Annotated in this window: 17 protein-coding genes; 5 read left to right on the top strand and 12 right to left on the bottom strand. The window is 25.5% G+C overall.

The window, feature by feature from the left end; genetic code table 11:
* Nucleotides 1–212 precede the first annotated feature (212 nt).
* Complete coding sequence (locus AMRN_RS14215) at nt 213–377, bottom strand: hypothetical protein (protein WP_165772824.1); 165 nt, start codon at nt 375–377, stop codon at nt 213–215.
* A gap of 187 nt (nt 378–564) precedes the next feature.
* Between AMRN_RS14215 and AMRN_RS06720 the strand changes: the two genes are divergently transcribed.
* Complete coding sequence (locus tag AMRN_RS06720; protein ID WP_099310164.1) at nt 565–1,197, top strand: DUF4405 domain-containing protein; 633 nt, start codon at nt 565–567, stop codon at nt 1,195–1,197.
* Nucleotides 1,198–1,312: 115 nt separating this feature from the next.
* Here AMRN_RS06720 and glyS read toward each other — a convergent pair whose 3' ends face one another.
* The 6 genes from glyS to ribA all read right to left on the bottom strand — a co-directional run bounded on the left by glyS (nt 1,313) and on the right by ribA (nt 5,363).
* Nucleotides 1,313–3,328, bottom strand: coding sequence for a glycine--tRNA ligase subunit beta (glyS, locus tag AMRN_RS06715; protein WP_099310163.1), 2,016 nt, complete (start codon nt 3,326–3,328; stop codon nt 1,313–1,315).
* Nucleotides 3,321–3,470, bottom strand: a complete 150-nt coding sequence (locus AMRN_RS14210; RefSeq protein WP_165375139.1) for a hypothetical protein — start codon at nt 3,468–3,470, stop codon at nt 3,321–3,323. The genes glyS and AMRN_RS14210 overlap by 8 nt, the downstream gene beginning before the upstream one ends.
* Before the next feature lie 110 nt (nt 3,471–3,580).
* On the bottom strand, nt 3,581–3,952 hold the full coding sequence (locus AMRN_RS06710) for a hypothetical protein (RefSeq protein WP_099310162.1): 372 nt from the start codon (nt 3,950–3,952) through the stop codon (nt 3,581–3,583).
* Nucleotides 3,953–3,962: 10 nt separating this feature from the next.
* Nucleotides 3,963–4,181, bottom strand: a complete 219-nt coding sequence (locus tag AMRN_RS06705) for a PP0621 family protein (RefSeq protein ID WP_099310161.1) — start codon at nt 4,179–4,181, stop codon at nt 3,963–3,965.
* A 20-nt stretch (nt 4,182–4,201) separates the two neighbouring features.
* Nucleotides 4,202–4,786 carry a 16S rRNA (guanine(527)-N(7))-methyltransferase RsmG gene (gene rsmG / locus AMRN_RS06700; RefSeq protein WP_099310160.1) on the bottom strand — a complete coding sequence of 195 codons (585 nt, stop codon included), beginning with the start codon at nt 4,784–4,786 and terminating at the stop codon, nt 4,202–4,204.
* Nucleotide 4,787: 1 nt separating this feature from the next.
* On the bottom strand, nt 4,788–5,363 hold the full coding sequence (gene ribA / locus AMRN_RS06695; protein ID WP_099310159.1) for a GTP cyclohydrolase II: 576 nt from the start codon (nt 5,361–5,363) through the stop codon (nt 4,788–4,790).
* A 121-nt stretch (nt 5,364–5,484) separates the two neighbouring features.
* On the opposite strand from ribA, the gene hemB reads away from it, so the two are divergent.
* The 3 genes from hemB (at nt 5,485) to AMRN_RS06680 (ending at nt 7,927) form a co-directional block, all read left to right on the top strand.
* Nucleotides 5,485–6,459, top strand: a complete 975-nt coding sequence (gene hemB / locus AMRN_RS06690) for a porphobilinogen synthase (protein ID WP_099310158.1) — start codon at nt 5,485–5,487, stop codon at nt 6,457–6,459.
* 1 nt (nt 6,460) lies between these two features.
* Nucleotides 6,461–7,675, top strand: coding sequence for a PAS domain-containing sensor histidine kinase (locus AMRN_RS06685; protein WP_099310157.1), 1,215 nt, complete (start codon nt 6,461–6,463; stop codon nt 7,673–7,675).
* Between the two features lie 72 nt (nt 7,676–7,747).
* Nucleotides 7,748–7,927, top strand: a complete 180-nt coding sequence (locus AMRN_RS06680; RefSeq protein ID WP_099310156.1) for a hypothetical protein — start codon at nt 7,748–7,750, stop codon at nt 7,925–7,927.
* An 11-nt stretch (nt 7,928–7,938) separates the two neighbouring features.
* Here AMRN_RS06680 and AMRN_RS06675 read toward each other — a convergent pair whose 3' ends face one another.
* Both AMRN_RS06675 and gshB read right to left on the bottom strand, forming a co-directional pair.
* Entirely contained in the window at nt 7,939–8,154 is a 216-nt protein-coding gene (locus tag AMRN_RS06675) for a hypothetical protein (protein WP_099310155.1), read from the bottom strand.
* A gap of 6 nt (nt 8,155–8,160) precedes the next feature.
* Nucleotides 8,161–9,222 carry a glutathione synthase gene (gene gshB / locus AMRN_RS06670; RefSeq protein WP_228150781.1) on the bottom strand — a complete coding sequence of 354 codons (1,062 nt, stop codon included), beginning with the start codon at nt 9,220–9,222 and terminating at the stop codon, nt 8,161–8,163.
* A gap of 171 nt (nt 9,223–9,393) precedes the next feature.
* On the opposite strand from gshB, the gene AMRN_RS06665 reads away from it, so the two are divergent.
* Nucleotides 9,394–10,080 carry a response regulator transcription factor gene (locus AMRN_RS06665; protein ID WP_099310154.1) on the top strand — a complete coding sequence of 229 codons (687 nt, stop codon included), beginning with the start codon at nt 9,394–9,396 and terminating at the stop codon, nt 10,078–10,080.
* Here the strand turns inward: AMRN_RS06665 and AMRN_RS06660 are convergent.
* The 3 genes from AMRN_RS06660 to AMRN_RS06650 are packed head-to-tail and all read right to left on the bottom strand — an operon-like array spanning nt 10,057 to nt 12,963.
* Nucleotides 10,057–10,755: an anaerobic ribonucleoside-triphosphate reductase activating protein gene (locus AMRN_RS06660; protein ID WP_099310153.1), complete on the bottom strand. Its 699-nt coding sequence runs from the start codon at nt 10,753–10,755 to the stop codon at nt 10,057–10,059. The two genes, AMRN_RS06665 and AMRN_RS06660, sit on opposite strands and share 24 nt — an antisense overlap.
* The gene (nrdD, locus tag AMRN_RS14325) at nt 10,709–10,870 is read right to left on the bottom strand and encodes an anaerobic ribonucleoside-triphosphate reductase (RefSeq protein WP_118897390.1); all 162 of its coding nucleotides are present in this window, start codon (nt 10,868–10,870) and stop codon (nt 10,709–10,711) included. The genes AMRN_RS06660 and nrdD overlap by 47 nt, the downstream gene beginning before the upstream one ends.
* Nucleotides 10,840–12,963 (bottom strand): ribonucleoside triphosphate reductase, encoded by a 2,124-nt coding sequence (locus AMRN_RS06650; RefSeq protein WP_099310152.1) that lies wholly within the window; start codon nt 12,961–12,963, stop codon nt 10,840–10,842. The genes nrdD and AMRN_RS06650 overlap by 31 nt, the downstream gene beginning before the upstream one ends.
* Nucleotides 12,964–13,074 lie beyond the last annotated feature (111 nt).

Raw genomic sequence — 13,074 nt, 5'->3', positions numbered from 1 at the left:
TTATATTTTCTGCAATGGTAAGATAAAATTTCATCTAAATATTCATACAATTATATATTATACATTTAAATTCAAACAATTATTCATATTAAATTTTATCTTATCAATTATTTCATCATAGGAACATTGTTCTCCTTTATAAATTGTAATCATTCAACAATAAACCTACAATAATAATTTTTGTTCCTTTGATGAAATTTTATTAAATTAAACTACTCTGTAGCTTTATGAATTGTTTCTTTTGTCTCTTTGTAGATTTTTGAACTTCCATCTTTAGTTGCTTTCCAAGCATCATTACTATCTTTTTTAATACCCTTCCAAGTAGCACATCCATTGAAAGTAAAAATAAGTATTATTAATAAAAATAAATTCTTCATTTTAGTCCTTTATTTATTTGTTTGTTTTATAAACTTTAAATGATAATAATAGTGTAGTTTTTCACTCCTTAGAGTATTGTAAAATAAGTAAGGATTTCATCTTATATCCAAGCATATATTATATCTATTTAGTAAATAGGTGATATAATTATTATCTAAGAATTGATTTATAATAAGGATTATAATCATGAGAAAAATAACATCATTAAGTTTAGGTTTTTCATTTTTAATAATGAGTTATACAGGTATTATTTTATTTGTTGCACCTCATGGTAGAGTTTCAAGGTGGTTAGACTGGCATCTTTTTGGTCTGGATAAAGTACAATATCAAGAATTACATAATACTTCCATGATTACATTATTATTTTTTGGAATATTGCATATTTATTATAACTGGAAACCTATTGTTAATTATTTAAAAGACTCTACTAAAAAAATATCTTTTACTAAAAAAGAGTTTCTAATAGCTTTTATATTAAATGCATTTTTTGTTATTGGTACATTAACACATATTCAACCTTTTAAAGGATTTCTAGATTTAGGAGAAACTTTTAAAAGTAGTTGGAGTGAAAATATTACAAAAACATCTTCTAATAACAATACTAATGTTGAAGTTATAGCTATTAAACCACCACCTCAAAGATTAGGAAGAAAAACTTTACAAGAGTTAAGTGATATGGGAAATATAAACTTAGAGTATGCATTAAAAGCTTTAAAATCAAAAGGTATAAATAATATTAATTCAAATATTAAAATAAAAGATATAGCAAATGAATTAAATATAGAAAAGAGTGATGTTTATAAACTTATTACAGAATAGTATAAATAGAATCTTATTCTCTATTTAATGAATCAATTATTCTTAAATACTTTTTTGAAAATTTTAAGTGTAGAGTATACAAATCCCCATTTTGGAGATTTGTATTGTATTTAGATTATATAGTAATCTCTTTAATATCAGCAATATTTTTAAAAGCTTGATATACTAAAGCAATTAAGTTTTTTCTATTTGTTTTTATAGCTTCATCTTCATGATTTACAAATACATTATCAAAGAAATTATCTAATTGTGTTTTTAAACCAAATAATTCATCCAATTGAATTTCATAATCATCAAATTGTTTTGAACTTACTGCTTTATATGCTTCATATAATTCTTTTTCTTCATTATCTTCTAATAAAGAATCTTTTACTTCTAATGTTTTGTCTATATCCATATCTTTTATTATATTAGCAACTCTTTTAAATGTTGTAGATATCTCTTTAAAATCATCACTTTGAACAATTGGATTTAAAGCACAAAGTTTTAAAGATATTTCATACACATTTTTTTCACCACTTCCTAAAACAGCTTTTAAAACAGATGGATTTACTTCAAAAATTTTAAATAATCTTTCGTTAAAAAAATCTAAAAGTTGTGATTTATCTAAGCCTTTATAACTACTTGATAAATCTGTTATAATTTCATCTAAATTTATTGCTAGTTTATGTTCCATTGCAATTTTTACTATACCAGCAGCTGCACGTCTTAATCCAAATGGGTCTTTTGAACCAGTTGGAATTTTACCTACGCTAAATAGGCCCATTAAGTTATCAAGCTTGTATGATAATGCAACAATTGCAGAAAATTTACTTGATGGCAGGTTTGAGTCTTCTCCATCTGGCAAATATTGCTCTTTTAATGCCATACAAACTAAATCATCTTCATTTGCAATTTTTGTATAATAATATCCCATTAGTCCCTGTAATTCTGTAAATTCATAAACCATTTCAGACATTAAATCAGCTTTGCTTAACATAACTGCTTTTTGAAGTAGTTCTTTATTTGTTTCATCAAATTTATTTGCAAGATATGAAGCTATTTTTGCTTCTCTTTCGCATTTTTGATACATAGATCCAAGACCTTCAACAAAAACAAGATTTTTCAATCCCTCATTATTTAAACCATTTGAAATATCATTTTTATAAAAAAACATAGCATCCGATAATCTTGGTCTTAATACTTTTTCATTTCCAGCAATAATTGCACTAAAATCATCTGTTTTTGAGTTTGATACTACAATGAAATTATTTGATAATTCTCCATTTTTATAAACTGCAAAATATCTTTGATGTTCTTTCATAGATGTAACAATAACTTCTTCAGGCAGTTCTAAAAACTCTTTATCGAATTTTCCAATAAGTGCTGTGGGATATTCAGTAATTGCAACAATTTCTTCTAATAAATCTGCATCAATATCAATTTTCACATCATTTGAAACTTCTATCTCTTTCATTTGCTCTAAAATTATTTTTCTTCTTTCATCTGGATATAAAATAACTCCATTTTTATCTAATTTACAAAAATAATCTCCTGCAAAATCATATGTAAATGGCTCATATGAAACCATTCTATGGGCAAATGAAAAATTAGATGATTTTACTCCAAATAACTCTGCTTCAACTATTTCATTTTCTAAAAGAATAGATAAGCTTCTAATAGGTCTAATAAAACTATCAGTTCTACTTCCCCATCTCATTGATTTACCAAAATTTAAAGAGTTAATAAATTCATTTACCATTTCATTTAATAAAGTAGTGCTTTGCTTTCCTATTACTTCTTGTTTGAAATATAAAACAGGTCCTTTTCCTTTATCAATTTGCTCTAAATCTTCAACTTCTACACCACACTTTTTAGCAAAGCCAATTGCTGCATTTGTTGGTTTATTATCTTTATAAGCAATTTTAATAGGTGCACCAAACTGTTCTACCACGCTATTAGCTTGAGAAACAGGAAACTCTCTGTGCCATAAAACCAATCTTCTTGGTGTATAAAAGAAATCAAAACCACATAATAATTTGTTTTTTTCTAATATATCACTCCATTTTTTTTCAATGTTTGCTAACTCTTTTAAAAATGGAATTGCTGGTAATTCTTCAACACCAATCTCAATCAATAATGGTTTATTCATCTATCTTGTCCTTCTTTCTTTTCTCTTTTTCCTCGAGTTTATTTTTGTGTTTTTTGATTTGTTGTTTATTGAAGCCTATTATAAACATTGCTAACATAAATACAAATAACAATAAAACAATAATATCTAATATCTCTTTCACAATAGTCCTATCTTTAATATATTTATTTCTAAAAAGTAGATATTTTATCTAAAGCTGACTTATTCTTAAGTAAATTAATGAAGTAATATTTTTTTCAATTTAATGATTATTTATTTTAATAAATAATTATAAATAACCCCATCAATTTGTTGTTTTGTTATATCTTCAAACTCTTCATTTGATTCAATTATTGCTAAAACTTTTGAATCAAACATATAATTATCTGCTGTATTTTGAATACTTTGAGCTAATTGTTTATCACAAATTATATATTTTGCTTCTAAGGCATTTGAATAAATAGCTTCTTTTAAATCTTTTATAATAACACCATATGATAAATTATTTTTAAAACAATAATCAACTAAACTTTGTATATATTCAAAAACTACCATTGTATTTGCTTTAGTTTTCGCTAATTCTTCGATTGTAGAAACTTTTGTCAATGTTTCATATGGGATATTTTTATCGCCTATTAATATCATTATATTTTCCTTAACTATTTAAGCACTCTTTTGAACAAAAATATTTTCCATTACTTAAAATACCCTCTTTTTTAGAAACATAAGTTCCACAACTTGGGCACTCAACCATAACATCTTCAATATTTTCTTTTTTTTTGTTAGTTTTTATAACACCTTCTCTATCTTTTTTAAAAAAGATTATATAAACTAAAAATAAAACTATTACAACTGCTAATATTTTAAATATCATTATTTACCTTCATATATTAATTATTTTTGCAAATACAAATAATTTCTTTCTTTTCTACTTATTATTGTACAATTATCTAATTTTGCTTTTTTTATCTCATCTTCTAACATGCTACCTTTATAAAAAAGAAAACTACAATTATCTTTAGAGATATTTATTGTTAAATCTAACAATAAACTTGTATTAGTTACAGCTCTAGATGTTATTAAATCAACTTTAATATCTTTTACTTCTTCTACTCTTTTACAAATAACTTCAACATTTTGTAAACCTAAACTATTTTTAACAAAATTTAAAAAAGCAACTCTTTTTATCCTTGGTTCTATTAAGTAACATTTGATATTTGGTTTTGAAATTGCAAGTAAAAGACCAGGATACCCTGCCCCAGTCCCAATATCAGCAAAACTTTCAAAATTATTAATAAAAGATAAAGGATATACAGAATCAACTATATTTTCGATTATATCATTTTCATGTAAACTTCCACTAAGATTATGGACCTTACCCCACTTTTGAAGAAGTTTAATAAACTCATTGCATCTTTCATAAAACTTATCATCAAATTCTAAATTATTACTTTTTAAACTATTTTTTAAATTATTCATCTTATAAAAGGTGCCCCATTTTATCTTTTTTTGTATTTAAATAGTATTTATTATACTTATTTACTTTTGTAATTGAAGGAATTCTTTCTATTAATTCAACATTTAAAGATTTTACATAATCGATTTTTTTAGGATTATTTGTAATTAATTTTAATTTGTTTATCTTTAAATCATCAAAAATATATTTTATAACTTTATAATCTCTTTCATCTTCTTTAAATCCAAGTTCCAAGTTTGCTTCAATAGTATTTCTTCCTTGATCTTGCAAAGCATAGGCATTAACCTTATTTAATAAACCTATATTTCTTCCTTCTTGCCGGTGATATATTATCAAACCACCCTCTTTTGATATGAACTTTAGTGCCAATTCAAGCTGATTTTGACAATCACATTTTAAACTTCCTAATGTATCGCCTGTAAGACATTCAGAATGAATTCTTACATAAGGAACTTCTATTTGTTCAAAATCTAATGACATAATGGCTAAATGCTCTTGATTATTATCTTTATAAGCTTTTATTCTAAATTTTCCATATTTTGTAGGTAGGTTAGCAATATTTGATTGTTGTATATTCATTCGCCTTTAAACCTTATAGTGATAAAATAACCAAAATTATAACAAATACCAAATTAAAAAAGAACCTTTTGTAAAAAATAATTTAAATTCTTTTTTATTTTGGTAAAATTAAAGGTACAAAATGTTTAAAAGATTTAGAAGAACAAGAATAAATGAAAATTTAAGAAATATGCTACAAGAAACAACACTTTCTAAAAATGACTTTATGTATCCCCTTTTTGTAAAAGAGGGTTCAAATATAAAAAAAGAAGTTGAATCAATGCCAGGTGTATTTCAAATGAGTATTGATGAAATAATTAAAGAGTGTGAGTATATCTATTCTATTGGATTAAAATCAATTATGTTATTTGGTATTCCTGATGTTAAAGACTCAGTAGGAAGCGAATGTCTTTGTGAAGAGAGTATTATTGCAAGAACAATCAAAGCTATTAAACAAAAAGTTCCAGATATGTTCATTGCTACTGATTTATGCTTTTGTGAATACACTGATCATGGACATTGTGGAATACTTGATCCAAAAACAAAAACAGTTGATAATGATAAAACATTAGAACTTTCTGCACAACAAGCTTTAGTTCATGCAAAAGCAGGTGCAGATATGATTGCGCCAAGTGGTATGATGGATGGTATTATTGAAGTTTTAAGAACAACATTAGACTCAAATGGTTTTGAAAATCTTCCAATAATGGCATATTCAACTAAATTTGCAAGTGCATACTATGGACCTTTTAGAGATGTTGCTGAATCAACTCCTTCTTTTGGAGATAGAAGAACATATCAAATGAACTCTGCAAATAGATTAGAAGCTATTGAGGAATCACTTGAAGATGAAAAACAAGGTGCAGATATTTTAATGGTTAAACCAGCTCTTGCTTTTATGGATGTAATAAGAGATATAAGAAATAGCTCAAACCTTCCACTTTGCGCATATAATGTAAGTGGAGAGTACGCTATGCTTAAGCATGCGGGAAATGCTGGTCTAGTTGATTATGAAAAAGTAATGATTGAAACATTAATAGGCTTTAAAAGAGCAGGTGCTAATATGATAATTACTTATCATGCAAAAGAGGCTTGTGAATTTTTAAATAAGAATTAAAATGCCTAAAAATACTTATCAAGAAGCAATAGAAAATAGTAATATTGTATCAAAAACAGATATTGATGGAATAATTACTTTTGTAAATGATGAGTTTTGTAATATATTTGGCTACTCAAAAAAGGAATTATTAGGGAAAAATCACAATATTGTAAGACACCCTGATATTCCTAGTGAACACTTTAAAAACCTTTGGGAAACAATAAAATTTAATAAAAAAACTTATAAATCTACAGTTAAAAACTTAACCAAAGAAGGAAGAAGTGTTTACTTAAATACTACTATCACTCCTATTCTTGATAAAGATGGAAATATCAAAGAGTTTATTGCAATTCGTTATGATGTAACACAAGAAGTTGAATTAAAGAAAAACTTAGAAAAAAAAGATAAAGAGTTAAAACTTTTAAATAAAACTTTGGAGATGAGAGTTCAAGAACAAACAAAACAATTAAAAGAACTAAATCAAACATTAGAACAAAGAGTAAAAAACGAAATTGAAAAAAATAAACAAAAGCAAAAAATTCTTTTTTGGCAATCAAGAATGGCGAGTTTAGGACAAATGCTAGCAAATATTGCTCATCAGTGGAGACAACCTTTAACTGAATTAAATCTTGCTCTATTTAATGTAAAAAAATCTGCTTCTAATCAAGAGTTTGATGAACTTGAAAAATACTACAAAGATAGCAAAGAGATTATTTCAAATATGTCTCAAACTATAGATGATTTTTCGAATTTTTTTAATCCAAACAAAGAAAAAGAAAAATTTAATTTAAAAAATTCAATTGATGAAAGTTTAAATATAACAAGAAAACTTATTCAAAAGGAAAATATCAATATAAAAAAAGAGTATATTGATTTAGAAGTTTTTGGCGTATCAAATGAATTTTCTCAAGTTATTATTAACTTTTTACAAAATTCTGCACATGCATTTAATAAAAAAAATATTGAAAATAAAGAGATAATCATAAGTATCAAGCAAGTCACTATTGAGTCACAAGAATTTGCACAAGTTACATTTAGTGACAATGCAAGAGGAGTTGATGAAAATACTTTAGATAAAATATTTGAACCTTATTTTACAACAAAACATCAAAGTAATGGAACAGGACTTGGTCTTTTTATGTCTAAACTTATAATTGAAAAAAGTTTAAATGGAACAATGTTTGCGAAAAATAGTAATAAAGGACTTATATTTACAATTAATATTCCACTTTAAAATTATTTATTTATTATTGACACTTTCATGCTACCTTATAATAGTAAAATTAGACTATACAAGGAGGCTGTAATGAAAACTACAGTTTTGTTATTTTTAATGAGTTTATTTATTTTTGTAGGTTGTAGTCAAGATATATCAAAATTTAAAAAAGACGATTGCATAAAAAAAGGTTATGGATATAAAAAAGAGAAAGTATTAAATTATAGAACAGGAAAATATGAACTAAGAACTATTTGTGTAAAAAAGTAAGATTTAAAATCTTACTTTTTTCTAAGGTTTATTACAATATCACTTAATTTTGCTAAATCTATAATTGAAAGTCTTAATGTCCTTCGAACTAATTCAGAAATTGAGATATCTTTTTCAATTAATATTTGTGCTGCTTTTTCATAGTTTCTTTCATTTTTTATTGATTTTATAACTTCTGCAACACCAGAAGCTATTTCAATAAATTTTTGAGTATCTTGTGCATTCATAATAAATTACTCTCTTAATTCATTAAGTCTCTTAAGTAAATACTCTAATTCTGCCCTCTTCTCAATTTTTTCATCAACTTTTTCTTCTAAAAAGTCAACTACATTTTGATGTAGTTTTAATTTATTTAGTTTATTAATATTTGTTATTCCTCCAGGATTTAAAACATTTACTTCTAATATCTTATCCCCAATCATATCTAAGCCTACAAAAAACAGTCCATCTGCAAGTAAGCTTGTTCCAACTTTTCTACAAACTTTTTTTTGACTATCTGTTAGCTCATATTTATGCGCACTTCCTCCAGCTTGTATATTAGCTCTTATTTCTCCATCGGCTGGTTTTCTATTATATGCTCCAATAAATTTTCCATTTAGCATCAAAACTCGAACATCACCATTTTCAGCTCCTTTTATATACTCTTGTAAAATAACATATTTGTCACCTGATTTATCTATATAAAAGTCTAATAATGAATTTATATTTGACTTTGCATTTTTTTCTAATACAATCACACCTCTTCCACCTGAACCATCTAATGGTTTTAAAATAAACTTTTCATCAGGTGATTCTTCAATGATTTTATTTATATATTTTTTACTTCCAGAAACATGAGTTACTGGTAAAAAAGTATTATTTGGATCATGAAAAGTTGTTGTATATAATTTATTATTTGCTTTTCTTATACCATCTACATCATTTATAATAACTGTCTCATCTTTAATTGCATCTAAAAAATTTAAAACCAATGGATTAATAGGTGGGTCTTTTCTTAACATAATACAATCAAAAGCATGCAAAGCTGTTAGCTTTTTTTCAAATTCAACTTTTTTATAAAAAGAGACAATATTTTCTGGTATCTTTGGTATATCTATGATTGTTTGTATAAAACCATGAACTATATTATTTCTTACTGTTAAATTATTTGTATAAAGCACTGAAACCTTATGACCTCTTTTGAGGCACTCTTTTATGATTAGTAACGTAGAACTTTTTAAAGGTTCAATATTATCCCAATGTTCAATAATAAAACCTACGTGCATATTATCCTCTTTATGTAAAATTAATATCATATTATATTCTTTTTTCTATAATTATAATATAAAAGTTTCCTTAATTCATTTTAGCCTCCATTTTATAGCAATTTTTTAATATAATTTATACTTATTATTTTGCTTTTACCTAACTTTTAAAAAAAAATTCTATAATTTTAATTTAATTACTAATTAACCTAGGAGATATCTGTGCCAAAGAATGTACTAAAAGAGTTCAAAGTTTTACTAGTAGAGGATGAAGTAAACATTGCAAAATTACTAAAAGATGCCATAGGAGATTATTTTTTTAGCTTCACTTTAGCAAAAAATGGGCAAGAAGGCTTAGAAAAAATGAAAATTATAAAGCCTGATATAATTATCACAGATATTATGATGCCCAAACTTGATGGATTAGCTATGACTGAAAAAATAAAACAAATAGATGATTCTATTCCAGTAATTGTACTAAGTGCATTTTCAGAAAAAGAGAAACTTTTAAATGCGATTGATATTGGGATTACAAAATATTTTATAAAACCATTTGATCCAGATGAAGTTTTAGATTATCTTATATCCTTAGCTACTAAACTTGATAAAAAAAAGGTATTTAAACTTTCTGAAGATTTGTATTTTGATAGAAACAAAAACAATTTATTTGATAAAAATGATAAAATCATAAATTTGACTAAAAGAGAAAAAGATTTTTTATACTTATTAATTAAAAGCCATCCAAATAGTGTTTCAGTTGAAAAAATCAAAAAAACCTTATGGGAAAGAGAAGAGGCTACAGATGAAAGATTAAGAACTTTTATAAAAAGAATTAGAGCAAAAACCTCTAAAACTTTAATCAAAAATATTTCAGGACAAGGATATTTAATTTCTCCAGATAATATTTAATTTATTACTTAATAAATCTTTATTTAAAACTTTTTTAGATTCTTTAAGATTAGCAAAATTTTCTACATTTAAAAAATTTTGTATATAAAGGCTATTTTTGTAGCCTTTGCTTACTAAGGTATCAACTATTTTATTTATATCATTTTCATTTAATAACTCTTCATGTAAAGTTGTTCTTACTTCAAAATCAAAGTTTTTATCAATCAAAAAATTTAATGTATCAAGAAATTTATTATATTGATTTGTTTTAGTTATCTCTTCAAATTTATCTTTTGTAGCTTTAAAGTCTAAAGCAATATAATCAATATATTTTTCATCAATCAAAGTTTTTATTAATTTTGTATTTAATCCATTAGTATCAAGCTTTATTTTAAATCCCATTGCTTTAATTTTCTTACAAATTGGTTCTAAATTATGCATTGTAGCTTCACCACCACTTAATACAACAGCATCTAAAAGCCCTACTCTTTTTTCTAAAAAAGTAAATAAATCTTTAATTTCATAATTTCCTTCTTTTGACAAAACAATATTACTATTATAACAATATTGACATCTCATATTGCATGATATAAACCATACAATACAAGATAAATTATCTTTATAGTCTAAAGTTGTAAATCGAGTAATATCATATATTATTTTTTTCGATAAATTTAACTCTTTGTTTATGTTCACCTTTTTTCCCTATATTAAAACTTTCAACTGGTCTATGATAACCCATAACTCTAGTATAAACTACACATTTTGTTCTTTCACTTTCTAAGTGTTTTGGTATTTTGTAACTTTCCATTCTTCTAACTCCTTTTTTAAAATTTCTTCATCACATTTTGGACAATATTCAAACTCTCCACTTATATATCCATGAGTAGGACAAATAGAGAAAAGTGGAGTAACTGTAATATAAGGTAAAGTATAATTTGAAATTACACTTTTAATCAATTTTCTACAAGCTTCTGTTGAACTTACTCTTTCTCTCATATATAAATGAAGTACCGTTCCTCCTGTATATTTACCTTGCAAGTCATCTTGTAAATCTAATGCTTCGTAAATATCATCTGTAAAGTCTGCTGGAAGCTGAGATGAGTTTGTATAATATATATTTTTATCAAATCCAGCTTGTACAATATCTTTAAATCTTTTTTTATCTTCTTTTGCAAATCGGTAAGTTGTTCCTTCTGCTGGTGTTGCTTCAAGGTTATACAAATTTCCAGTCTCTTCTTGAAACTCAACCATTCTTTCTCTCATATGATCTAGTATCTCATGTGAAAACTCTATTCCCACATTAGTTGATATATCTTCTTTTAAATCAAAGAAGTTCTTAATCATTTCATTTATACCATTAATACCTATAGTTGAAAAATGATTATTAAAATGATGCAAATATCTTTTTGTATATGGAAATAATCCTCTATCATAAAGTGTTTGAATAAACTCTCTTTTTTTCTCTAAAGTCGATTTTGCAAGTAACATTAATTCGTCAAGTCTTTCAAATAATGCAGTTTTATCATTTTTGAAAATATATCCAAGTCTTGCCATATTAATTGTAACAACACCGATACTTCCAGTCATTTCTGCACTACCAAAAAGACCTCCACCTCTTTTAAGAAGTTCTCTTAAATCCAGTTGCAACCTACAACACATGCTTCTTACATGCCCTGGCTTATAAGCTTTTTCATTTGGAATTAAATTTCCATTTTCATCTTTTATATATTGACTTCCTATAAAGTTTTGAAAATATGATGAACCAATTTTTGCACTATTTTCAAATAAAATATCTGTATTTTCTCCATACCAATCAAAATCTTCTGTAATATTTACTGTAGGGATTGGGAAAGTAAAAGGTTGACCTGTTTTATCACCCTCTGTCATTACTTCATAAAAAGCTTTATTTATCATATTCATCTGTTTTTGAAAATCTTTATAAGTTAAATCTTTGAAACTTAAATATCCTTTTTCTTTAATAATCTCAAATAATTCATCATCATGAAAATCATTAAATAAATGTTCTTGTCTTTTTGTTGGTATTTGATCTTTTAAGTCCTCTGGCACTGTCCAATCAATAGTAACATTTGTAAAAGGACTTTGTCCCCAACGTGCAGGAACATTAAGATTATAAATAAAACTTCTAATATTTTTCTTCACTTCTAAATAAGATAATTTATCTTTAAAAACATATGGAGCTAAATAAGTATCAAAAGAAGAGAAAGCTTGAGCTCCAGCCCATTCACTTTGTAATATACCTAAAAAATTTGCCATTTGGCCTAATGCTTCTCTAAAATGATTAGGAGCACAACTTTCAACTCTTCCTCTTACGCCATTAAAACCTTCATCTAATAATACTCTTAGACTCCAACCTGCACAATATCCACTTAAACAATCCAAATCATGAATATGATAATCAGCATTTCTATGGGCATAGCCCTCTTCTTTTGAGTAAATTTTATCCAACCAATAATTTGCAATTACTTTTCCTGCACTATTATTAATTAAACCTGCATGAGAATAACCAGTATTTGAGTTAGCATTAATTCTCCAATCCGTTTTATTAATATACTCTTGAATCGTTTGTGTACAATTAATATAAGTCGTATCTTTGTCTAATCCTAATACATGTTCTCTTTGCATTTTATGCATATGTCTATAAAGCATGAAAGATTTCATTACTTCAAAATATCTTGCTTTATATAACTCTTTTTCAATAAAATCTTGTATATCTTCAACTGCAATTACTCTTTTTTGTTCTAAAAGTTCCAATACATTAAAGAAAATTGTTTTATCATATTTTGTATTTACGCTTTTAAAAGCTTTTTTTATTACATCTTCAATTTTAAAACTTTGAAACTCTTTGGTTGTTCCATTTCTTTTTAGTACTTCTTTTATCATTTCCATTCCTTTTGAATATGTGAAATTTTAAGACAGTATCTCTTAAATAGCGATAACATAAAAAGTCACTAAAATGTTATTTTAAGGGCTCTGTAGCGTTTTTATAGTGCT

This window comes from Malaciobacter marinus, from assembly GCF_003544855.1.
In the GTDB taxonomy this organism is placed as follows: Bacteria; Campylobacterota; Campylobacteria; order Campylobacterales; family Arcobacteraceae; genus Malaciobacter; species Malaciobacter marinus.
The sequence above is the reverse complement of the archived record's forward strand: the minus strand, read 5'-3'. Positions and strand labels throughout refer to the sequence as shown.